The 22,627-nt window shown below is 43.5% G+C and carries 18 protein-coding genes; 6 read left to right on the plus strand and 12 right to left on the minus strand.

Going from position 1 to position 22,627, the window contains the following annotated elements:
- Positions 1 to 24: 24 nt before the first annotated feature.
- The gene (fabG, locus tag NC99_RS03880; RefSeq protein ID WP_053180098.1) at positions 25 to 771 is read right to left on the minus strand and encodes a 3-oxoacyl-[acyl-carrier-protein] reductase; all 747 of its coding nucleotides are present in this window, start codon (positions 769 to 771) and stop codon (positions 25 to 27) included.
- A 540-nt stretch (positions 772 to 1,311) separates the two neighbouring features.
- Between fabG and NC99_RS03885 the strand changes: the two genes are divergently transcribed.
- Positions 1,312 to 1,662: a helix-turn-helix domain-containing protein gene (locus NC99_RS03885; protein ID WP_157624422.1), complete on the plus strand. Its 351-nt coding sequence runs from the start codon at positions 1,312 to 1,314 to the stop codon at positions 1,660 to 1,662.
- A gap of 38 nt (positions 1,663 to 1,700) precedes the next feature.
- Here the strand turns inward: NC99_RS03885 and NC99_RS03890 are convergent, their stop codons facing one another.
- Complete coding sequence (locus tag NC99_RS03890) at positions 1,701 to 2,585, minus strand: FkbM family methyltransferase (protein WP_053180065.1); 885 nt, start codon at positions 2,583 to 2,585, stop codon at positions 1,701 to 1,703.
- Positions 2,586 to 2,893: 308 nt separating this feature from the next.
- Between NC99_RS03890 and NC99_RS03895 the strand changes: the two genes are divergently transcribed.
- The 4 genes from NC99_RS03895 to NC99_RS03910 all read left to right on the plus strand — a co-directional run bounded on the left by NC99_RS03895 (position 2,894) and on the right by NC99_RS03910 (position 6,740).
- The gene (locus NC99_RS03895) at positions 2,894 to 3,799 is read left to right on the plus strand and encodes a rhamnan synthesis F family protein (RefSeq protein WP_053180067.1); all 906 of its coding nucleotides are present in this window, start codon (positions 2,894 to 2,896) and stop codon (positions 3,797 to 3,799) included.
- Positions 3,800 to 3,827: 28 nt separating this feature from the next.
- Positions 3,828 to 4,640, plus strand: coding sequence for a DUF4422 domain-containing protein (locus NC99_RS03900; RefSeq protein WP_053180069.1), 813 nt, complete (start codon positions 3,828 to 3,830; stop codon positions 4,638 to 4,640).
- A 78-nt stretch (positions 4,641 to 4,718) separates the two neighbouring features.
- Positions 4,719 to 6,119: a tRNA uridine-5-carboxymethylaminomethyl(34) synthesis GTPase MnmE gene (gene mnmE / locus NC99_RS03905; protein WP_239684401.1), complete on the plus strand. Its 1,401-nt coding sequence runs from the start codon at positions 4,719 to 4,721 to the stop codon at positions 6,117 to 6,119.
- Positions 6,120 to 6,740 (plus strand): DEAD/DEAH box helicase, encoded by a 621-nt coding sequence (locus NC99_RS03910; protein WP_053180071.1) that lies wholly within the window; start codon positions 6,120 to 6,122, stop codon positions 6,738 to 6,740.
- A 102-nt stretch (positions 6,741 to 6,842) separates the two neighbouring features.
- On the opposite strand, the gene NC99_RS03915 is transcribed toward NC99_RS03910, so the two are convergent.
- From NC99_RS03915 to NC99_RS03965, 10 genes are all read right to left on the minus strand, one after another.
- A complete protein-coding gene (locus NC99_RS03915) occupies positions 6,843 to 8,069 on the minus strand; it encodes a hypothetical protein (RefSeq protein ID WP_157624424.1) in 1,227 nt (408 codons plus the stop codon).
- A gap of 334 nt (positions 8,070 to 8,403) precedes the next feature.
- Positions 8,404 to 10,461, minus strand: coding sequence for a glycerophosphodiester phosphodiesterase family protein (locus tag NC99_RS03925; protein ID WP_053180076.1), 2,058 nt, complete (start codon positions 10,459 to 10,461; stop codon positions 8,404 to 8,406).
- 1 nt (position 10,462) lies between these two features.
- The gene (locus tag NC99_RS03930) at positions 10,463 to 11,545 is read right to left on the minus strand and encodes a hypothetical protein (protein WP_162231137.1); all 1,083 of its coding nucleotides are present in this window, start codon (positions 11,543 to 11,545) and stop codon (positions 10,463 to 10,465) included.
- Positions 11,546 to 11,645: 100 nt separating this feature from the next.
- On the minus strand, positions 11,646 to 12,911 hold the full coding sequence (locus NC99_RS03935; protein ID WP_053180080.1) for a YaiO family outer membrane beta-barrel protein: 1,266 nt from the start codon (positions 12,909 to 12,911) through the stop codon (positions 11,646 to 11,648).
- Between the two features lie 20 nt (positions 12,912 to 12,931).
- Positions 12,932 to 14,992, minus strand: a complete 2,061-nt coding sequence (locus NC99_RS03940; RefSeq protein WP_053180082.1) for an LTA synthase family protein — start codon at positions 14,990 to 14,992, stop codon at positions 12,932 to 12,934.
- A gap of 176 nt (positions 14,993 to 15,168) precedes the next feature.
- On the minus strand, positions 15,169 to 16,596 hold the full coding sequence (locus NC99_RS03945; protein WP_053180085.1) for a glycosyltransferase family 2 protein: 1,428 nt from the start codon (positions 16,594 to 16,596) through the stop codon (positions 15,169 to 15,171).
- Complete coding sequence (locus NC99_RS03950; RefSeq protein ID WP_053180087.1) at positions 16,593 to 17,972, minus strand: HEAT repeat domain-containing protein; 1,380 nt, start codon at positions 17,970 to 17,972, stop codon at positions 16,593 to 16,595. The genes NC99_RS03945 and NC99_RS03950 overlap by 4 nt, the downstream gene beginning before the upstream one ends.
- Before the next feature lie 62 nt (positions 17,973 to 18,034).
- Positions 18,035 to 18,424, minus strand: a complete 390-nt coding sequence (locus NC99_RS03955) for a response regulator transcription factor (RefSeq protein ID WP_053180089.1) — start codon at positions 18,422 to 18,424, stop codon at positions 18,035 to 18,037.
- A 150-nt stretch (positions 18,425 to 18,574) separates the two neighbouring features.
- The gene (locus NC99_RS03960; RefSeq protein ID WP_053180091.1) at positions 18,575 to 20,803 is read right to left on the minus strand and encodes a tetratricopeptide repeat protein; all 2,229 of its coding nucleotides are present in this window, start codon (positions 20,801 to 20,803) and stop codon (positions 18,575 to 18,577) included.
- Positions 20,804 to 21,011: 208 nt separating this feature from the next.
- Entirely contained in the window at positions 21,012 to 21,680 is a 669-nt protein-coding gene (locus NC99_RS03965; protein WP_053180092.1) for a hypothetical protein, read from the minus strand.
- A gap of 192 nt (positions 21,681 to 21,872) precedes the next feature.
- On the opposite strand from NC99_RS03965, the gene NC99_RS03970 reads away from it, so the two are divergent.
- Entirely contained in the window at positions 21,873 to 22,352 is a 480-nt protein-coding gene (locus NC99_RS03970; protein ID WP_053180095.1) for a hypothetical protein, read from the plus strand.
- The last annotated feature ends 275 nt before the right edge of the window (positions 22,353 to 22,627 follow it).

Below are 22,627 nucleotides of genomic sequence, written 5' to 3' on the forward strand. Positions count from 1 at the left end.
CTCATGATTATCTTTTCAATCCAATCAGGTATTCATGGCACCGCAAACATTAATCACCTGTCCGCTCACATAGCTCGATAAATCAGAAGCCAGGAATAGCGCCGTTTTAGCAACTTCGTCGGGCGTACCGCCACGTTTCATCGGAATATTGGCTTCCCAGGCCTTGCGTGCATCTTCCGGAATTTTGGCGGTCATTTCAGTGATGATGAATCCCGGCGCAATGGCATTGCTGCGAACGCCCCGTGAACCGAGCTCTTTGGCAATCGACTTGGTAAATCCAATGATCCCTGCTTTTGAAGCTGAATAGTTCGACTGCCCTGCATTTCCGCTAACACCAACCACCGAGCTCAGGTTAACGATGGAGCCGGAGCGTTGTTTCAGCATGGTTTTCTGAGCCGCTTTGGTAAAGTTAAAAACCGACTTCAGATTGACATTAATCACGGCATCCCACTGGTCTTCCGTCATACGCATCAGTAAGGTATCTTTGGTAATTCCGGCGTTATTCACCAAAACATCGATTTGCCCGAATTCGTTGGCAATTTCTCCAACTACCTTTTCAGTATCCGCATAGTCGGCGGCATTCGAAGCGTAACCTTTGGCTTTTACACCCAATGCTGCGATTTCCGCTTCGGTGGCCTTCATATTTTCATCTTCAAAAAGATCGGTGAAAGCGATATTGCATCCCTCTTCGGCAAATTTAATGGCAATTGCTTTTCCAATGCCTCTTGATGCACCGGTAACGATAGCCGTTTTTCCTTCAAGAAGTTTCATAATAAATGATTTAATTTTTTGAATTTTGAATCTCGGGTAAAAGTAATAAAATATCGGAAACCGGAAGTCTCCTTTTTTAAAGGCTAAACGCATCGCCTTGCTTATACCGTCTTTTGGTGTGTACCGGACACTTGTTTGCAGAGGAAGGTGGAGCCATTTTAAGAAATACAGATAAAAAGCATCTGCAATAAGGCTCATTTATTCAAAAAACATTAAATCATATTCAAAAATAACAGGGTGTTGCCTAAAAAATATCGCTTTCTATTTGAATAGAATAGATATTGATGTAAAAAACATGGCTATTGATTCAAAAATAATAGGAATAAATTAATAAGACATCGTGATCTATTCTAAACGAATTAATCTATATTCAAACAAACTATAGCTTTATTCTTTTTAAATATAGGTCGATGAAGTTTAGATAACAATCATTCTAAATTGAACACCCTTATATTCTATATGAATATATTTTGTTGTATATTACATCTGATTTTATGTATTTTGAATTGAGTGATTGGTAAAAATATCAACTGGCTTATTATGGAACGAATAGCAATTATGCCGCGCATTAAGAGCATCATGAAAGAAAGAAAAATTTCGGTAGCCGAATTGGCCCGGGGCCTGAACATGCATCCCGCTTCGGCAGCAGGTATGATGAAGCGGGAAACGTTACAGGTGCAAAAGCTGGCGGAACTATCGGTCTTCTTTCAGTACAACTTCTTTCGCGAAATAGCAGCAACCCTCCCCTTTTCTGAGCCTGACTTTTCGGCCGATAACCGGGAGGTGCTTGATCTGCAAGACCGTATAAAGGCGCTTGAAGAGGAGGTTAAAGGGCTTGAACTGGAGGTCGGCATCCTTAGGCAAACCATCAGGGATTTAGCTGGCAGGTAGTCTGGTTTCAGGCGCAAAAGCCGGGTGCCAAGGTCCGGCTATTTTTTTACGGCCCTAAGCAGTGCCCTCCTGAAATAGGGTGCTTTCAGGTTTTTATCGTGGTAAAAGATCATAAAGCCCTCGGAAGTTGAAAAGTCAAAACCTTTTTCATTCAACAACAAGGAAAACGTTTTCTCATCTTCTTGTTTATGGTAAGTGCAAAGAGCCAGTTTCAGCGGTGTTTGTTCGGCCAAGATCCGTTTGGCCCCTTTCAGCAAACGAGATTCTGCTCCTTCGACATCAACTTTTAAAAATACAGCCGATTGTTCAAGCGATAAATAGTCATCGAGGGTGGTATTGGTTTCGTTGGTAAGGTCGCTTACGAATTTCTGCACTATCGTCACCTTGTCTCTCCAAGGTTCAAAAGTAGCTTGCAGTGGTGCAATCCAATCTTTGTCTGCCTCGAAGAGGATCAGCTTTGACGCTTTTTCGACAACACTCAATGCCAAATTTCCCTCGGCGGCACCTACATCAACGAGTACGTCACCTGCCTCGAACCGAAATTCGTCGGTCAAATAGCGGTGCGGACTCCGAATATCCTGCTCTTTTTTTAGCAGATTATACACTCTTCTGATTTTTCGCCTGTCCCATTTCTTCTTGAAATAAAGCCTTTTCCCCTCCTGAAACACATAGCGCATGCCCTTTTCCATATCTTCAAAGACCTCAATGTCTCCGGCACGATATTCATTCTGAAAATCATAGGGAAATATGGCTAAAGAATTTTTTTTCAGGTAGCTTAATGCTTGCTGAATGTCTTCAGACGGACGATCCGGCCGACCTTCATAGTATTTAATAATAGCAAGTGGAAGCCGCCAGGAAAGGATTCTTTTTCGAATAAATTTCGGAACGATGTTCCAGTATAATTGAGATGCAAACTTATTCATACCAATAACAAAAATAGATTAACAATATGAGATCCAAACCTTTGATTCAATCCATGTATCTGACAGGAAAGATATAACATTATCTGGAAAATCCACCAAAAGGCTTAAACCGCAATCCTGTTTTGCCATCTCCTTGTTCTTTTGAACATGTGAACCACATCATTCAAATACTTAAAGTGTCATGGCTTTACGGGTAATAACAAGTATTTGCGCTGACCAACAGGAGACGATTGCCCCGGTTTATAATATTGTATAAATACGAAAATAAAAGCATCTTTGTCGCCCCAAGTAATCGGCTTATATAAATTATGGAGCAAAAAGGAAAAAAGCTTTGCCTGTTCTTACATCATTTTATTGATGAATATCTTCCTTTGTATGTGCGGTACTACTTAAACGAGCTTTCGCATCATTTTGACGAGGTGAGGATGGTGACGACCAACGAAGTCGTTAGCAGTTCACGGGATATTCTAAAATCAAACATCAAAATTCAGATAGAAGAAAACGAAGGGTACGACTTTGGATTGTTCTACAAAGGATTCAAGGCCATCAACCCCTCTGAATATAGCCAGATTGCATGTATTAATGATTCGAATATTCTTTTAGGCCGGCTGAATTTCCTGTTTGACTGGAGTCGGAATTTAACAGTCGACTTTTGGGGATTGGTGGACTCAGAGGAACGGCCGTGGTTCTCAAGCCACGAAAGTAACTATCATGTTCAGAGTCATTTTGTGGTTTTTAATGCGAATGCAATTCCATTGCTTCAAGCCTATCTTTCAAAAATGGACTTCGAGCAATTAAGACGGGAGACAGACTTGAAAAAACTACGGCAAAAGATTATCAACGACTGGGAAATCGGACTTACGCAGTTTTTACTTAGTAACAAGCTAAGCTGCAAGACTTTTATCAACAGCCGTGGCTATGCTTCAAAACAAGGTGTGTCGCGACCAGTAAACGTGATGCATAAATACTATGCTGAGCTGGTCAAAGAAGGCGTTCCGATTATCAAAAAACGCGTGGTGATGAACCGAAGCCTAAAGCACCGGATCAGGCATAGGAATCAATGGCGACGCTTAGTTCGAAAATATGGTGAAAAGAACTGGGAAATTGAAGAATTGGTTGAAGAATTGAATCGGATTGGGCTGCAACAGGACAAAAGATTATTGAATACCTTTAGCGCAAAAATCGTAAACTGGTTTCTGTCCAAAACCGCTTGATTATTCTTAGAATATGAAGAAGTGTCTCATGCAAAACGAATCACACCTGGAAATATATACTTTTTTCTACAAAACAGCGCCGGTTATTGCCGGTGACCTGCCCTATCTTCCAATGATGGCAGGAAACGCACTGGTACAGAATTCAGATTTATTGGGCGATGATACCGGTGATACTATTTCTGAAAAAAATCGTTATTACAGCGAGTTAACCGGCATCTATTGGGTGTGGAAAAACACACAGCAGGATATTGTTGGCAGCGTGCATTACAGGCGTTTCTTCTCTCAAAAGGATGAGCCACTACCCTATCGCATCAAGCGATTTTTTTACTATTTCGCGGGTTTGCAGAAGAAACGTTTCGGACTGATTTACACCAAGAATATCGCGCTCTTTAAGCCACGAATTTTAACTGAAGATGAGATTCTTGCCTTATTGCAAACCCACGATCTCATTCTACCACAGCAACGAAAGTTAAAATATACCGTGCGCAGGCATTACGCCAGGTACCATAATCCGTCGGATCTGGAGTTGATTGAAGCGATTATCAATGAACGATGTCCGGATTATTTAAACGCGCTGCAACAGGTGTTGGACGGGAAACGTTTGTACGCCAACAACATGTTCATCATGAAACGACCTGATTTTGATCGCTGCATGAGCTGGCTTTTTGATCTGCTCTTTGAATTCGAACGACGAATCAAGCTAAGTGATTATCAGGGCTACCAGGAACGAATTATGGGTTTTATGGCCGAGCGCCTTTTCAATGTTTGGTTCGCCCACGAAAACCTTCGGATCAAAGAGCTGCCTGTCATTTATTTCAAACATTTTAAGTTTGAAAAATAATTTGTTTTTGAGTTTGTTTCAACTGATCACCTTGCACCGACCTATCCGTTTTGTACTTTTGTATCCATAAAGTTGAAAATGATGATTGATCAATCCACTATATGTGCCATCGCTACTTCTCCGGGAATTGGCGCCATTGCTACCATACGTTTGTCGGGCGAAGAAGCCATTGAAATTGCAGACAAGGTATTTCGTTCACCGGTTAAAAATAAAAAGCTGGCCGACCAGCAAGCGAACACGCTGCATGTAGGAACAATTAGCGAAGGGCCCGAAATCATTGACGAAGTCGTGGTTTCTTTGTTCCGTGCGCCCCATTCGTTTACTGGCGAAGATGTGATTGAAATTACCTGTCACGGCTCGGCTTACATTCAGCAACGCCTGCTCGAATTGCTGTTGAAAACTGGTGCCCGCATGGCACGTCCCGGCGAATTTACCCAGCGGGCTTTTCTGAATGGCAAAATGGACCTGTCGCAGGCCGAGGCTGTGGCCGACCTGATTGCGTCGAGCAATGCGGCCAACCATAAAATGGCCTTAAAACAAATGCGTGGGGGATTTTCCGGTGAAATCAAAAAACTGCGCGATCAGTTGTTGCATTTTATCGCCATGGTTGAATTGGAGCTGGATTTCAGCGAAGAAGATGTGGAGTTTGCCGACCGCAAACAATTGATTGATCTGACAGAGAAAATCGAGCGGTTGCTCAACAAGCTGGCCAGCTCATTTAAGCTGGGCAACGTTTTGAAAAACGGGGTTCCGGTAGCCATTGTTGGCGAAACCAACGTGGGCAAGTCTACCCTGCTCAATGCCATTTTAAATGAAGAAAAGGCCATCGTATCTGACATTCACGGCACAACCCGCGATGTGATTGAAGATGTGGTCAATATTGACGGGACAGCGTTTCGCTTTTTCGACACGGCCGGCATCCGCGAAACCATCGATCACATTGAGAACCTTGGTATTGAACGAAGTTACAGCAAACTGGAGCAAGCCGAAATTGTGCTCTTGGTTACCGACTTATCGAATCCCATTGAATTAATCAAGCAGCGGGTGGAGTTGATTCGCGAGCGCATCCAGGATCAACAACTAATCATCGTTGGCAACAAAGCCGATTTAGGCGGCAACGCGAAGATTAAAGAAATGCTTGATGCTTTCATCTTGGGTGAAAATGAAGACTTGGTCTTTATTTCCGCAAAATCGCATCAAAACCTCGAATCATTGATCGAACTGCTCAAAGAAAACGCTAACCTGCAACAAGCCGAAGGCAGCGATGTCATTGTATCCAACATCCGCCACTACGAAGCGCTAACCAATGCTCATCAAGCGGTGGTGCGTGTAATCCATGGTTTAAATAACGGAATCAGTGGCGATTTTCTGGCGCAGGACATCCGCGAATGCCTGCACTATCTAGGTGAAATAACAGGCGAAATCAGCAACGATGAAGTGCTGGGACATATTTTTAAGAATTTCTGTATCGGAAAATAAATGAAGCTAAAAAAACTACATCCGGAATTGGTCGCAGGCATGATTGATCAAGGATTTGATAAAGAACCCCGGGAGATTCAAACGATTTGCATTCCAAAAATCAAATCGGGGGCTGACCTGCTTGTGTTTGCACCGGAAGGGTCTGGAAAATCAACAACCATTGTTATTGGGGTAATCCAGCAACTGAAAGAGGCCTTTGAGGAAGCACCCAGGGCGATTATTATCGTTGACAATAAAGAAAAAGCCTTCGAATTGGAAGCACAATTCCAATTGTTGGGACAGCACACCAACCTGCGTACTTTTACCGTATTTGATCAGGGAAGCATCCAATTTCAGAAAGACACGATATACGAAGGACTCGACATTCTGATCGGAACTCCCAGGCGAATTAACGAACTGCTGAGTACCACCGGAATACCATGTGCCAACCTTAAGCTGCTGGTGGTTGACGATGCCGAAACAATTTTCCCAAACCGCCATCATCCACTCGTGTATCGGATTTCAGACGGATCGATTAAAATTCAGTGCTTGCTGTTTGCGAATATGCAGCATAAGAAATTTGATGATCTGCTGGAGCGTATTACAAAAAGATGGGAGGTCATCAATATTGAACCTTCATGATTGGGTAAGAAAGATAAATTGGAAACCCTAGGTATAAATCATGGCAAAAGTCTTTGTTCTTTTTTCCAAAAGTCACGGACTTTTCTTTTTGGAGATACTCATTTACCGCTCCAGCTCCTGCATCCGTTGCTCCAACGAATTAAGTTTCAGGCTGAGTTCTGCTATTTTATCAAGTAGTAAGCGGTTTAGCAGAACCAGACTTAGCTCATCCCCAGCCGATTTTATCATTTCGCTTAGTTCTTTCAATTCGTCCGGCCATTCGCCGTTCAACATCAGGGAGGAATCCAGGATCACGTCGGCAGCGTGAATATTTCCAACCGCCCGTAACTTTTCATGCGAGCGATCGGCACCAATAAAAACATCACCTGTTTCGCCCGAAACCAAGATTGAAACGGATTCACTTTCGACGGAATTCGTATCCATATTCCCAAGCAGCACATCTCCATTTTCCGAGTCAAGACCCAGGAAACTTGTCACCGAACTTTTTCCGTGACTGTCCTTTGCCGCTTCAAATAAAATCCGGCTATCACGGCCAGTGAGCAGCAGGTTTGCATCGTCAAGCTGCACGTTTCCATTAAAATACGACGTTCCGGTCACCTGCAAGCGGGCATTCTCCAGATCATCGATCGAGCCAACCAAGGTATTTCCCTTCTCCGAAATCATCAACGGAAATTTCCAGGCATCGCCATCATAATAGGAAAAAGATAAGGCATGGAGAACATCTTGTTTGTGCGAAATCTGCCAAAGCTTTGGTATTTCCTCATCACTTTTCAGCTCCAGTGCTGAGAAAGAATAACCACTTCCTTTTCCCTGAACGGAGAGAAAATTACCGGCCACTTCCAACTTTCCGTAAAAGGTACTGAGCTGATCGCCGGTAGTCTGAAAAACTTTCGTCTTTTTTGTTCCGTCCGAAAAATCGATCACAAACGGTTTGAAAGTGCCTTTCCCCCTTTTCTGCAACCGGATGCCAAACTGACGCTCTGACGAGTAGTTTTGGTTGTACAGATCAAGAAACTCCACACCCATCGAATCCGATTCGTTCATCAGCGCCAAAGTTGATTCAAAGGGTGTTTTTTCAGGCGAATTAATTTGCAGGATGGAATAGTAGCCTTTATCCCGCTGAACATCCAACACCTGAACTTCATCCGCTCCTTCAATTTGGTATTGCGAAAGCGAATAACTACCTGACTTGAAAGACGATATACTGTCGGGCAAAACGATTTCCGGCCGGTCAGCAACTTCATCTGAAATAGAAAATGCGGCCCCAACTGACTGAGCTTCTGCGATTGAAACAAACAACAAAGCGAAAAATAAGCAGTGATATTTCATACGTTTAATTTATTGACATTGATAGTCATTCTTGGTCAATTATTGTCATTTGAGTGTACGACAAAATTCCCATTTCCCCATATTTAAACAACGAAATGCGCGAAACGCACAAAAATAGAGACAATGATGAAGTCATTAATCCTAATCCCGAAAAACACGAAAAGAAAAATTGCAAAGCAATTTTTAATCCGTCAAAAAGATCCCGTTTTCGCCGGGACAAGCCGGACAAGTTATGTCGAAGACGTATTTCTTTTTTGTGTTTTTTGCGTTTTTCGTTGTCAACAGATATAATCTTTACAGTTATCTCATGCCGGATCTGGCAGATTGCACAACCCTAGTTTGATTTCAGAAGAACTCCATTCGTTGAATAGCCATCCTTACTTCGGATTCGGTAAAGATACGTTCCCGGGGGCAAGTCACCAATAGTCACGATGTTTTCACCTGCCAGCAGCTCCTTCCGGAGCAACACCTGCCCCATCGTGTTGATGAGCTCCAAATGGGCCGACTTTTCCAGTTTCACTTTCAAATGATGCTCGAACGGATTGGGATAAACCAGCGCCGTGGTTTTGTTGCCCAAATCATTCACCCCAACTGTGAGGAGGCGATGAATCGTCCAGCTCGTGGAAGAGCCATCAGCCGCTATTGCCTGAAAAGTTTGTTCGCCATCGCTGAAGTCGAATACACCGCTTTCAGGGATGCTTGTCGTTGCGCCGTAGCTGAGCTTTAATTGATAAGAGACTGCTGAAGATGCGCTTCCGCCGGCTTGTTTTATAAAGATTGTCTGTTGTTCCCAGTCCACAAGTTCGCTTTTCAGGTCAGCTATTCCGCTTGAAAACACTTTCTTGTTATTCGTTGGTATTCCATGGGCTTTTACTCCACCCAAGGCCGAAATTTCAGATGGCGAGAGGACATAATTCCGCAACTGAAGGGCACTGGCATAAATTTGGGCCGTTTCAAAATCATCATCGGAAAAAAACAACAAGCCATGTTTTCCGTGATAAGCCATATTGTTGAATACGGTCCACCGCGATCCTGTAACTTCGACATCGCCAAGGTGATTGCCATCCAGGTATTTTCGCACCAAATTGCCATCGTGCACAAATACGACCCGGTGCCATTCATCAAAGCTAAACTCACCATGATATTCGCCATAGGTTCCCATGCTGGCATCGGGGGCAATAAAAAAATCGGCATCATTTAAATTGTCAGGACTGGTCTGAATCAGGCTAATATAGCTGCCGCTGTCCTTTGCTTCAATCAAAATATCCATGATCACCGTGTAGCTGAAATCCACAGCGCCGGAATCTTCCATCATAAAATTATCGTAAGCAAACAAGCCGTTGTTTGGATCGTAAGCCGGAATTTTAGCCACGACTGTATCTTTCCCCGCAATTTTCGAAATACCAAAATCACTTGTTAATCCAAACTCAACGGGTTGAACTTGTCCTCCTTCTCCCACAAAACTCTTTAACCGCGAGCCAATACCTGTATTTTCAAAGTTACGTTGTTTAAAATCCCAGTTTCCGGTGGTTTCCGCTTTGGGATAAGTTGACACGGGATCATGACCACAAACATAGAGCTGGGCCACATAAGGCCGGTCGGTTTCCACGCCATCGACACCAAGGTCCGCCAGTTGTTTAATCAGGTGTTCGTTGTTCACGGTGTAAGCCCAAACAGCAGCCCCAAGGTCATGAGCCTGATTGATAAACGCTGAAGTCCATTCTAAATTGGCTAACAAATCATCATCGGATAGTTCGAAAACCCGGCATCCCAAAGCTACCCGTTGCTCAAACCAACTTTGGTCATTGGGGTCGGTAGGATCAGCGCCAAACCACACCCAAGGCGAGTCAGGGCAATGCTGCCGGAATTCAGCTGCTCGTTCCAAGCTTGTAATCGCCGGCATCATCCGGCTCGGATCCACCTGGGCATCAGCCAGTGTGCGGGCCAAAGCTGCCGCATCAAAATCCTTCACATCGAGGTAAAGAAACGCATCGTATTTCTGTGCAATTTTCAGAGCTTCTACTAAAGATGGCACGGTTACCCCTTTAAAAAAGCCGGCTTTCCAATCGCCTGCATCCATTGCTGCAAGTTGTGCAAACGAGTTCTCAACGACAGTACCTTCGCCTTTGGTGGTTCGCGTAACAGTGTAGGGATCATGATGCAGCACGTATACCCCGTCGCTGGAAACAGCCACATCAACCTCGCAATACTTGATTCCCCGCTTAAAGGCCTCTTCGATTGCAAGTAAGGTGTTTTCAGGATAAAATTCAGAATAGCCCCGGTGTGCCACCGCCGTGAAATTACAGCCAGAAAACTCAACCGGACTTTGCACCTTTTGAGCTAAGCTGATCAATGAAATTGGAAAGAGAATCAGAAAGTAGAATAATCTCATATTAAGGTTTAAAACGATCATGGTCTTGTAGAATATGACGCATCAAGGGAAAGTAGAAACGATAAAAGAATTCGTCTTCGCCAAACGTCCCTTTCCTCCCTTTCAAGATCGAACTGAAATGGTGGATTCCCTTGAAACGGCTCGTTGCCATGGAAATCGGTTCGCTACTATAGTCGCCACACAAATAATAGAACGAATAATCCTGGGCCCGATGCATCAACACGGCCGGGAAGCGATCCGAGATTCCGAGCTGGTTTAATTTCGTTTTTCCTTGCTCTGTCAGGTCGATTTGGTAAGCTGAGATAGCATGGTTGATCGAATCATTGTACTCAATCACATCAAACCAATACCGAAATTCCTGCAAGCGGGGTAGCTCCAGTTGGTTCACACCATAACCAAAGGTTTTTATCTGAGGCATTGCGGTGTTCAGGTCGTGCTGTTCAGATAAAACCACCATGCGTCCATCTTCGTTGACCAAGACAATCCCCTCCCCGCTATAATCCCATGGCTCACTGTAATTTTCATTATAAGAATGAATCACCCAGGCCGGCAACTTTTCGCTATCGCCACTCAAAGACTCAAAATATTTTCCTGACCATCCGGTCCAATGCAGGCCGGCTTCTTCCTCAAACTGCCGGCGAACTGCCCTCGAAGTGGGCGCTTGGAGGATATTAAACTCAGCAATAACGGTTTTGCCTTCTTTTTTCATCTTTCGAAAAAGCGACAGGTCGCCGGAACTCAGCCCCCCGTAAATCAATTTTGGCCCTTCGCTTTCCTTTTCAGAAGCATAAACACCGTAAGTATCGGCAAACATCAGCACATCGGTTTGCCGGCTTAATGAATCCAGTTGTTGCGGCGACAATTGACTGAGATCGTTGAATTGGTAGCCTCCGGTTTTGTCGGAAAGTACACCCCAATAGTCTCTTGTTTTGTCATAAGCTGTTCCATCCTGTTTTCTAATTTGTTGGTTTTGAAGCACCCAAAAGAAAGCGTTGTGGGCCAGGCGTTTGTCGGAAGCATCTGTTTTATCGACATAAGCCACCTTGACGATTTTTGCAGGCGTTACTTTCCAGTTCACTTTCATGATCAGGAGAATAACCAAAGGGAACAGAATAATTATGCCTGCTAGAACCCCAAAAAAGACTCTTTTTCGAACCTGTTTGACAAACGATAACATCATATTCCTAGAATTTACGGATGTAGGTAACAGAAGTATTGATCTGATTGCCTTTCTGGTCCTTCTGAAACTCCTGGTTGATAAAAGATGCGGAAAGCCCAATCACGTTAAACCTTTTTATGCTTTTCCGAAGCCCAAAGCCAACATGGGCGGATTTGAGCCGGTAATCGCTTACGTAGCTCTGGACCGAAATAGCGTCATCGGGCGACAAGCCATAGCCAAAACTAAATTTCCAATAGTCGTCAGCCCCGCCAAAATAGTAGCGGGTGGTCATGGTGTAAGAGTGCGATATGTCCTGATTTCCCGGAACCAGGTAAGTTTTTAGGTTAAACCAGTAGTTTTTGTAGTACTTGGCAACACTGGCCACATAAATCCAGGTATCACCGCTAAAACGCAGAAAGCGAGTTCCGGCCTCAGCTTCAAAGCTTTTAGGCAAGCTAAAATACAGCGACAAGCCAGCTCTAAACCGGGGGAAAACAGCCGATTGATCGGAGAAGCCGACATTCATATAAGCGTAGATATTTTTAGCCAAACCTGGATACGCATCAATTTCGTATTGAAAAGCTGAATTGCCAAAACGTTCTCCCCAATTGACGCGGCCAATAACAGAACCAATCTTGGTGTAATGTCCGTAGTCAATTCCAACAATATGCCAGGGACTGTCGTGCAAATGATCGGGATATTTCTGATTAAACCAACTGAAATCATGTGAAATGCCGATCTTGTTTTTTGCCGAATCATAACGGATGTTGCCCAAGAGTGAGCGGGCATCCTGGTTTTTGGGATAACGCTCGACCAAGTTTTCAGCGACCTGGTAGGCCTCATCAAACCGTTTCATGTTATTCAAAATTCTGGTCTTTTTCAACAACAGTCCTTCTGACCCGGGATGCTCCGACAAACCTTTGTTGCAATATTCCAAAGCCGTTTGATCATTGTCATTCCAATACTCCAAATCGGTGATCGCCATGGAGGCGTCCTCGTGTCCCGGATAACGTTCCAAAACGTAGCGAAACGCTTCACGGGCCTCCTCCACCCGATCAGTCCAGGTATAAATCCGCCCCAAAAAGATTCGAATGTCACTATAATCGGGGCTTATTTCAAGCGCCTGTTTCGAGAGCGTTATTGCCTTTGGGTAATCATCTTCGTCAAACGCGGCCTGCCGGGCGAGCACGAATAGCTCGTCCGAAGTATAATCCTGTGCAGTAACTTGTAGCGTTGCTCCCAGTGAAGCAAACCAAAAGAGCACAAATGTTATGGAGATTATTCTGTTCATTTCTTTCCTGTTTTTCCGGGTTAATCCAATTGAACCGTTGGCGGTGTGTAGCCCGGAAGCAGTGAATCCGGATACAGTCTTCGCTCTTGTACAAACCGCGTATTTTTATTTTTGAAACTCTGCAAATCCATCCTCAAACGGTCAGCCAGTTCCGCGTCATCTTCTTCAATCAAAGTCATATGTGGCCCCATGCGATAGATTTTCTCTTCATTAAGAAAGTATTCACCGGAAACCAAGTCGCTGATGGCTGTTTTGGTTTGCATGAGCGGAAACGTGCTTTTGTTGGAAAATGCCAGTGTTGAATCCAGCCCTACGCCCATCCAACAGGCAAGTTCGGGTAGATCAAAATCAAATTCACTTTCAAAAAAAGCGGTCAAACTTGGGGTAACATCAAAGTGCGAAACCACGGAAGAAAATTTTGTCGGCCGTTCAATCAAGGGCGAATACACGATTAATGGTACGTGGTACCGGTCAATTTTCGTAGCCATTGGAATATCCGGCATCCGGTGATCACCTGTTATAATGAAAATCGTATTCTCAAAAGATTCCCGTTTCCGATAGCCCTCAAAAAAACTTCTCAATGCATCATCCATGTACAAAACAGTTTCGAGCTGCTGCTGGTATGCCCGGCACAAGGCCTCCATTCGCTCATCAAGTCCGAGGCTCGGTAAAATCTGTTGGAATTGTTCCTGATACTGTTCCTGATTATTGACCTGGAATGGACTGTGCGTCGCAACGGTTAATAAAACATTCACACTGGGGCGGTGGTCATCAGCAAGCTCCAATGTATTGAAAAAGCGACGATAGAGCTCAAAGTCGCCATATCCCCAGGAAAATCCGGAGGCATTGGCCGGCAACAACTCATAACCGTCCCCAAAGTTTGTTTTGTCTATAATCTCATCGCATCCCTGTTGTTGCATAAACAGGTTCATTTTGTCGAACTCAGAATCACCGGCATACATAAACCTGGAGTGATATCCATTGCGTTGCAACAAATTAATCAAACTTTGATGCGGAGGCATCGTCTCTCCCATTTCAGCAAAACCATGCTCGCCAAACGGCAGCGAAGCCAGCAAGGAAGGTAATACAGCAAAGGTACGGCCGCTGGTACTCAGGCAATTTTCCCAATACATACTATGGTTGGACAGGGAATCCAAAAAAGGCGTAAAACTTCCCATGTAGGCATCTTCGTTGCTAAATGCGCGTCCAAGCCCTTCAACAATAATCATGACCAGATCTGGTGGCGTATCATTTTTTTTCAGGAATGATGAAAACACATCAACACTGTTTTTTTCATGAAGGAAAGGAAATTGATTAGGATCAGGATAGGCAAACTTGTTCGGCCATTGCTGTCTCGATTGACCATCATATCCTAAAAAAGCATCAGCAAATAAGGGAAGACTCTCTTCCCGCTCCCAATCAGCAAGATGATAAAAAGTATCGCCGTAGAAAAAGGCAGACTTGTTTATCACTGAATTATCGATAAACTCGGATCCAAATCCCGCACTGGGTTTGGCAGGAGCTATCCCAGCAAAAAAGAAGCTTGCTATACTGACAGCCAAAAGGCTATACGTCAGCTTCACAGGTAATTTCAGGTGCCGTGGGAGAAAAACAAAGACAAGAACGATCAGCACAATTCCAATGATCAGCCCGATGGCTACCGGACCACTGATTGCCGCTCCGGCAGTCTGGCGGATGTCCTGAAGTGAATAATGAAAAAGATCGGCTCCAAGTGGATTTAAAGCAGTGGAGAAATAATGTCCGAGCATGCCGTGTACCAGCACCACCAAACTAAATAGGGTGACAGCAACAAACCTGGCCATCCGAACCGACAAACTAAAACAGGCCAGAAAAATGACAAAAAGTATAGGCATGATAAAAAGCCAGAAAATCAAATCAGTATAAAATGCGCTGGCATAATACCTCCATGCTCCTTCAGCCGGAAGCAGCTGCGAGACCTGACCGCTGAAAATCTCGAAGATTCGCAGCAACAGCAGCAAGCTTAGTAAAACAACGGCGTATCCACCAAACCAGTGAGTCGCATTTTTAAATAGCTTGTTATTTCGTCCTTCTGATTTCATCAGTAAATAATTTGTTTTTTAATGGGCTGATGGAACTCACATGTTGCTGAAGTTATTTTCATTCGTGTTTGTGTGCGGAGCAACATGTTCGTTTCATTCGTATAAATTTTCAATCTTGATCTTTATTATCGTGTATGTTTCAATATACCGTGCGTTACAACAGCGAGCGGTAAACGCTATGGCTTTTTGATCGTTACAAACCCCGTTCGAGCCATATTTCCCCAACCATTTCGGTTCTTCTTAATGAAATACTCAAAGTTTCCTTTTAACGAAAAGAAGCTGTTCACCAGATTAAACGTAAAAGCTTCAATCCATGCGATAAACAATAGCTTTACAATATGACTAGTTTTGGTGTATTTGTGATAAGCGAAATGATCGCATATAATTGCCCAGGTTGAAAATGCTATTCCAAAGAGGTAAACAAAAAGCAGAAGAATCAGGAAGAATGGCCAGTTGACATGATCAATCATCACCAGGTAGGTGAAATAAAAGATCCCGAGTGTTTGGATCACGGGTGCAAACCACTCATAGAGCACGGTGGTTGGCATACTCATCATTCCAACAGTCTTGTAACGGGGATTAAACCACATTTTACGGTGGTTAATCATACAATCAATTAGCCCACGGGTCCAGCGGGTACGTTGCCTGCCAAACACCCTCCAGTCTTCGGGCACTTCGGTCCAACTCATCGGATGTGGCACCAAAATGACGTGGTGCTTTTCGTCGCGATCGTACATGTATTTGCGCATTCGGATGATCAGGTCCATATCTTCGCCAACCGTTTTGGTACTGTAACCGCCGCATTTCAAAACCAGTTCGCGGTCGAACATGCCCAACGCACCAGAGATGAGAATCATTCCATTCAGCTTTTTCCAGGCCAGGCGCGAAAGCAGAAAGGCTCTGTTGTATTCCAGTACCTGGAAACGGGCCAGAAAGTTTCTAGGTATATTGACATTGATCAAATGTCCCTTCCGGAATTCGCAGGAATTGGCCACACGAATGGTACCGCCGGTGGCGATCACTTTCGAATCGGAATATTCCAGAAACGGTTTTATCAGGTATTGAATGACGTAAGGATCGATGATGGTATCCACATCAATGGTCATAAAATACTCCCCTTTGGCAATGCTGATGCCGGCATTTAAAGCATCCGACTTGCCGCCGTTTTCTTTGTCAACAATGATTAAGTTGGAATAGGTTTCCAGGTTTGATCGGTAGATACCTCGAATTTGTTTACAATCAATCACAGAATCCAGAGCAAAATCAACTTTTACCAAGTCAAATGCATCAATAGCTGTTTGCAGGGTTTCATCCTTGCTGCCGTCATTGACAACAATGATTTCGTATTTTGAATAGCGCAAGTGCAATAAACCGTTAATATTCTCAACAATGGTCTTTTCTTCGTTGAATGCCGGGGCCACGATCGAAACACTGGGAACCCGGTCGTATACCATCAATGATTTATATTGAGCCAGCTTATTTTCCCGGACTACTTTTCGCAGTTCGAAAAGCGCAACAATAGCCAAAATCAAATAATGAACGACAATCAGAATCGCATACAGGAGAAAGATATACTCAAGGACAATCAGGAATAGTTTAATCATGCTACATGTTTATTTCTTGGTTCAGCCACATGTTTGATAAATACGGCAATTCTTCCTTCCAACTCTTCGTCCAGCAACCAAAGCCTTTGTTCGCCGTAACCCGAGAATTTATAGAGCAGCTTGACCGCTTCAAAAACTTCGTCAAATGATCCCTTGCGCACACGTTCTTCAATAAAGGAGATATCGTCATCTTCAATAAAATGCTTCATTGAACGAAGAATCTCCAACCGGACCGGCTGACATTCATTGATATAGCGGTTTTTCATTAGCACTTTGATCCGGTAATACTCCAAGGCCCTGAGCGTAATCACCGCTTCCTGCCTCACTTCCGCATGCTCGTCCAACAAGCATTTTGCAACTTCGCGGACAGCATCCAATTGGTTGTAAATAGAGATCATTCGCAACAGAAACAGGCGCACCTGCAAATCCGAGTGGTTTAACATGTGAGCCATTGGGGGCGGTTCAATTCCATTGAAATACATCGTATAGTAGATGCTCAGCGAATCCCATCGGACAAACGAGTATTTTAAGTCCATCAGAAAGCCAAACGGATTAACGTCATCCAGCAACATGTAAGAAAGAATAGCTTCTGTCCGCACGTACTGATGGTTATCGTTGATGTATTTTTCAATTTCTGTTTTATAGGCTCTTCTTCCAAGAAAAGCCAATTCGCGTAAGCCAACAGAGCGACGGTACCAACTACCATACTTAATTTTGTGCAACGACACCTTATGCAGTTGCAGCACTTGATACAAAGCCTTGATCTTGATTGAACCCTCACCGGTAAAGTTTCGCTTCCCTTCGATCAAAACATCAATAATAATCTGCTTGTCCTTTAATGATTTGTACTGGGTTAGCGTTTCAACAATCCCGGCTGCTTCATGATCTTCTAAATCATCGTAGAAATAGGGTGAAACGATCTCAATGATTTCCTTCCGTTTGTACTTGTGGTAAATCGCTCTTCGATTGAAAATCCAGTTTGAAATAATGACAACAATGACAACGGATGTAATATTCAAAAGGAAAAAAATGGCAAATAGAGCCAGGTAAAAAAGCAAGCTGTACCCGAGCGAAATTTTATCTACAAAAGAAAAGAAATCACCCGCTAAGCTTCTGAAAAACTCCGATAAATTTTTAATTAAATCCTGCGACCCGACACCGAGAAGCGTTAGCCGTGCTTCAATTTCCGCAGCTTCAGTTAATGCTAGCTCACGATCGAAAGATAGCCCAGACGGAACATCCTCAAGAAATGGATACTCCGGTTCCGTAAAATTAATTGCAGCCTGAATCTCTTGAATTTGTCCCCATCCGAAAAATAAAGAAAAAATAACAACGAAGATTCCTCCCCTCAAAAACACCCATTTAAACTTCTTCATCTTAAATTTTTATCTGCCTACTTCACATTCACTTCCCGTCCCACAAAAATCTAAAATCGCAATTATCGGATCAATCGTTTAATGCGGACACTTAATTCACCCGCCCGAAAAGGTTTAACAATGAAATCATTAGCCCCAATATTGAAAATATTGCCAATCACATCTTCTTCATGTGTTGACGAAATGGCCATGATTGGAACGGTTGCCGATATATTATTCCTGACATACTTAATGAGTTCGCTTCCATTCATAAACGGCATGTACAAGTCTGTTATTAACAGATCAAAAGAATTGGAGCTTAAAAATTCAATGGCTTCCTCGCCGTTATTAAAAACTTCCACCTGAAAGCCATCCTTCTCCATGCGATACTCCAGCACCTTACTGAGCAAATCATTATCTTCGACAATAACAACCGTTTTTTTTGAACTAAGGTCTAGATTAACTTTATTCATCCCCGACGTCTCCTGAATTTAAATTCTCTTTAATATAAAGTTTGACACGACAATAATACAAATTTAAATTCATATCACAATGACATATGATATTACTGCTGAAAAATTCATCGCCGCCATTTTTGTCGTTACAGCTAAAAGATACGAACACTACTCTTCCACAAAATACCGTAATTGGTCGAGCATGATGGGCACGTCGTCCCGGTCAATTCCCTGCCGAAGCAAATGGGGCAAATCTTCCTCAAAAACATCCATGAATTCGGACTCCGAAAAGCCTGTTGCTGAAATAGATTGCTGATAGTATTGCAGTGCTGCTTTTCGCTGGCCCATGCTCCACTGCACGTGTCCCATGTTCATTAAATCGTGCCTGTTGGGTTCTTCTTCAATCAACTTCAGGAAATACTTTTCGGCCTGCTCTTTTTTGCCGGTCAAAAACGAGCACCAACCTAGAGGACGCCAGACTTTCTTGTTTCCGGGCGACAGGTATTCCACCTTAAAATAGCATTTCAGGGCTTCGTCAAACTGGTTCAGCTCGAGCAGGCAATGCCCCACGTTGAGTTGGTTGTTTAAGTCGTCCGCGTTCAAGCGTTCGGCTTCTTTGTAATACGCCAGCGCCTTATCGGGCTGCTTAAGATTCCGGTAGCACAGCGCAATTTTTTTGAGGTTCCACAAGCGATTGGGTTCATACAATTCAGCTTCGAGATAAGCCTCGAGCGCCTTTTGAAAGTTGCCCTGTTTTTGATGGCAGAAAGCAATTTTCTGAAGCAGTTCACCGTCTTTTTTAAGGGAGAGCAGGTAGCTGAAAATATTGGATGCTTCTTCAAAGTAATTTTTCGAAAAATAATATTCTGCAATATTTCGAAGCATGTTTTCGTCTTCTTTCAGAATACTGCCCAAAGTATTTTTGTTATGAAAATCGAACGGCCAATTAAAAACATCCTCAAAATCATTTTTCCGGGGATGTAGTTTGTAAAAACGATACAAATCCTGAATATACTGATTCGAGATGTCTCCTGACTTTCGCCCGGGATCAGTCAGTTCGTCTTCATTTTCCAACTCATCCAGTTGCTCCATTTCTGCTTTCAGGCCCTGAATCATAAACTCACGATTCTCTTTTGGTAGGTTGTGAATACTCAGGCTAAACGAGTATTTATCAGAATTGCATAAAACGGGTGCATTGGCAATGGTACGAACAAACATACGGTTCATTTCGTTGGACACGTCGAGCACATCGGCAAGTTGCGGGTTTTCAGGAAAGAAAGGAACAAACCAGTTGCCCAGTTCATTGAAAAAGGGAAACGATTTTAACATGGCAAATGAGCCCAAAAACACATCGGCTCCTTCCATTTGCAAGTCCGATAGCTCTTGCATTTTGTCCATCAAGCCGGGAGAATCGTTAAAAATATCCTGCCACTCCGGGTTTTTATCTTCCGAAAGGCCCTCTTCCATCAAACTATCAAGATTGATTTTATCTTTTAATGTTGGACTAATTTTGATCATTTCGGGAAGCAGTTCATCGCGAATCCGCTGTTGAATTTTTTCAGTGTCCTTGCTGCGGATCAACTGGACAATAATGCGTTCCAGGTTTTTCTTGAAAGCCGGATTCTCGTTTAAGATTTTCAGCCGCCCGGTAATTTCCGGATAATAGGCTATTCGCGCGTCATATTGATACAAGGACAGTAACAGCCCAACCAATGCCCGCTGATTAATGGCCGGTTCGTCCTGTTCAAAAACATCGAATAACATGCTAAATTTTTCGGCATCGAAACAGCGTCTCAAACTGAGTGTTAAGGCAGTCACAATAAATGATTTGTACACCGAAAGGATCGTTTGACTGGCAAAAAATTGCTTCAAAAAACTGATTTCTTCAGCGCTCAGCTGATCGCGAAAACACAAGTGGTAAAACAGGCGAAACATTTGCTGCCGGTGTTTGCCAGCCGCTTCGGATGTTGCGGATGTGCCAAGGTCGCGGTTTTCAGCCAATGCCTGTAATTCATCGAAATGATAAAACGCCTCCAACTCAGTGAAAAAAGATTCAAAATTGTCAATCCACTGGCTTTTAAAACTTCGCTTTTGTTCGTACTCAAGCGATGATGAGTATTTGAGGCGAATGGTTTCATTGACCTTATCCAGCAACTCGAAAGCCGATACAATCAGCTTCCGGTAGATTTTTTGCCGCTCGGGATCCCGAATGCCTTCCACGGTATATTGAAGCATGTAATGATAGGTTTGATCCAGTTCGCGCCATTCATCACTAAAAATTCCCAAACTGTTTTCGTGGATGAGCTTTTTTAATTGATCGAATGCCGGCTTGAGTTTTCGTTCAGCCAGCCGGTTATAAATCTCGGTATATTGTCTGCGGACTTCTTTATCTGTCATAGCTTTTTTCTCAGGTTCAAAAGATACAAAAATCCAGTGGCATCAAAAAGTACTCCACGCCAAAGCGCCTGCCAGATGGTCAGACAGGACTGTGCATTTTTCAGGCGACCGGCAGAACTTCAAGCAATCCGGCTGTACGCAAAACGACGAAAGCCGCCCCCAAATCAAGGAGCGACTTTCGTCGTTTGTATTTATAGTCGCCAGGAAATTAATCCTGATCTATTTCGTATGGATTGAGGAAAATCAGGAAAAATACCATCGCAAATGACAATTCATGCAGTTCACTTTCCTTCTTCAGACTGATCAGAAGTACCATGACTGTCGAAACGCCCATCAAAATCAGGTGCTGCTTTTTGGGAAGCGGAACCCGGAACCGGTTAATCAGCCTGCGAATAGCCGGAACCTTCAAAACCAGTAAGCGGGAAAATACAAAGTAGATGATCAATACGACAAACATGAGGCGTGAGAAAATCAGGATGTTGATATTTTGCCCCCCAACAATCAGGTTGTGCAAATTCGTCTCGGCCTGTTTGTTATTTTCCAGAAAAAATTCGCTGCTTTCGATTCCGAAAATACGTTGTCCCCAGCTAATTTCTTCGCCAGCTGCAAAAAAGAACAAAAAGGCCATCGCTCCCCAGGTCAGCATCCACAGTGGCTTCTTCAGTTTCCGGAATTTGTAGGCCCGGTAAACGCCAATAAAACTACAAGCAAATAGGAATAAGGTGGTCAGCCATTCTGCCGGGCCATCTTCCCTGACATAATGCCAAAATTCGTTCTCACCAACCAGGTGCCCGAGGTAAAGTCCGTAGGCAATTAAAAGAAGCAGTGCGGAGCCTACCAACATTTCGGTCCTTGCAATCATGTTTTTTGTTTCCATATCTCGTCGTTCTAAATTTTTCTTTCTGTTTTTCAAGTTCAAAATTGTGCGCGTAAAAATATGACAATTATTCAAAGTAGGAAAGAATGATCGTCACTTTAGCCAGCTTAGCTCCTGAACCAACATTCGGCCCGTTTATTTTTCTTTTGCGTAACTGATTTCTATTTTTGATAGTCTGATTAAAAACGAACCATGAAATACGAAAATGAACAGCCTGTCGAGGAGCTTCCAATCTACCAAAAAGGGAAAGAGATCTTTGACCTGGTGAAACGGATCGGGGATTTAATTCCGGAGGAAAATGAGCATCTGCAGTATGTAAAGGCCGAAATGCTGGCGGATGCGGCGCTATTGTCGGTAAAAGTTGCCGGTGCGCATCACGCAGGTTTATACGACCTGAAAATGGAAGCGGCTGCCATTATCCGGAAAGCAGCGCGCGATCTGATGGTGAAGAACCACTCGTTGGAGATGTTTGGCTTTGAAGAAGTGGAGTATTACCAACTCGTTCGTGATTTAATAGAAGAATACCGCTTGCTTTTTATTGACTGGGTTGCCGGATTTGATCAATGGGACTACATCATCGATCGTTGGGGCTTGTTCAACCCACCGGGTGTCGGGCCATTCGACAAAGATCCGGATGACGATCTCCCTTGGGATGACTTTGATTTGGAATAGAAGACAGCCTTGCGTCGAAAATCCGGCAAACGAGTCCAAAGCGGATCTCTCAGCAAACCGTTTCAAAACAAAAAACTGCGACCAAAAGGTCACAGTTTTTTGTTTTTTACTTCGCTATAGAAACAGCTAAAAGTAAGCTATTTGAATGATTGAATAAGCGCGATCAATTCGTTTTTCGTTTTGCCCATTTTATTGGCAATATCCTTATAGAGATCGTCCTTGGTTTCGTGTCTCCACATTAAGTCGGCATTACTTAACTGGGGGTATTTGTTTTT

This window comes from Sunxiuqinia dokdonensis (assembly GCF_001270965.1).
GTDB classification, from domain to species: domain Bacteria; phylum Bacteroidota; class Bacteroidia; order Bacteroidales; family Prolixibacteraceae; genus Sunxiuqinia; species Sunxiuqinia dokdonensis.

Bases quoted from the DNA above. Each gene is read 5' to 3' on its own strand.
- NC99_RS03885 (WP_157624422.1), top strand. From the start codon at position 1,312: ATGGAACGAATAGCAATTATGCCGCGCATTAAGAGCATCATGAAAGAA.
- NC99_RS03950 (WP_053180087.1), bottom strand. From the start codon at position 17,972: ATGAAGAAGTTTAAATGGGTGTTTTTGAGGGGAGGAATCTTCGTTGTT.
- NC99_RS03970 (WP_053180095.1), top strand. From the start codon at position 21,873: ATGAAATACGAAAATGAACAGCCTGTCGAGGAGCTTCCAATCTACCAA.
- NC99_RS03960 (WP_053180091.1), bottom strand. From the start codon at position 20,803: ATGACAGATAAAGAAGTCCGCAGACAATATACCGAGATTTATAACCGG.
- NC99_RS03940 (WP_053180082.1), bottom strand. From the start codon at position 14,992: ATGAAATCAGAAGGACGAAATAACAAGCTATTTAAAAATGCGACTCAC.
- NC99_RS03955 (WP_053180089.1), bottom strand. From the start codon at position 18,424: ATGAATAAAGTTAATCTAGACCTTAGTTCAAAAAAAACGGTTGTTATT.
- NC99_RS03965 (WP_053180092.1), bottom strand. From the start codon at position 21,680: ATGGAAACAAAAAACATGATTGCAAGGACCGAAATGTTGGTAGGCTCC.
- NC99_RS03930 (WP_162231137.1), bottom strand. From the start codon at position 11,545: ATGAAAGTGAACTGGAAAGTAACGCCTGCAAAAATCGTCAAGGTGGCT.
- NC99_RS03915 (WP_157624424.1), bottom strand. From the start codon at position 8,069: ATGAAATATCACTGCTTATTTTTCGCTTTGTTGTTTGTTTCAATCGCA.
- NC99_RS03935 (WP_053180080.1), bottom strand. From the start codon at position 12,911: ATGAACAGAATAATCTCCATAACATTTGTGCTCTTTTGGTTTGCTTCA.
- NC99_RS03945 (WP_053180085.1), bottom strand. From the start codon at position 16,596: ATGATTAAACTATTCCTGATTGTCCTTGAGTATATCTTTCTCCTGTAT.
- NC99_RS03900 (WP_053180069.1), top strand. From the start codon at position 3,828: ATGCAAAACGAATCACACCTGGAAATATATACTTTTTTCTACAAAACA.
- NC99_RS03895 (WP_053180067.1), top strand. From the start codon at position 2,894: ATGGAGCAAAAAGGAAAAAAGCTTTGCCTGTTCTTACATCATTTTATT.
- fabG (WP_053180098.1), bottom strand. From the start codon at position 771: ATGAAACTTCTTGAAGGAAAAACGGCTATCGTTACCGGTGCATCAAGA.
- NC99_RS03910 (WP_053180071.1), top strand. From the start codon at position 6,120: ATGAAGCTAAAAAAACTACATCCGGAATTGGTCGCAGGCATGATTGAT.
- NC99_RS03890 (WP_053180065.1), bottom strand. From the start codon at position 2,585: ATGAATAAGTTTGCATCTCAATTATACTGGAACATCGTTCCGAAATTT.
- NC99_RS03925 (WP_053180076.1), bottom strand. From the start codon at position 10,461: ATGAGATTATTCTACTTTCTGATTCTCTTTCCAATTTCATTGATCAGC.
- mnmE (WP_239684401.1), top strand. From the start codon at position 4,719: ATGATGATTGATCAATCCACTATATGTGCCATCGCTACTTCTCCGGGA.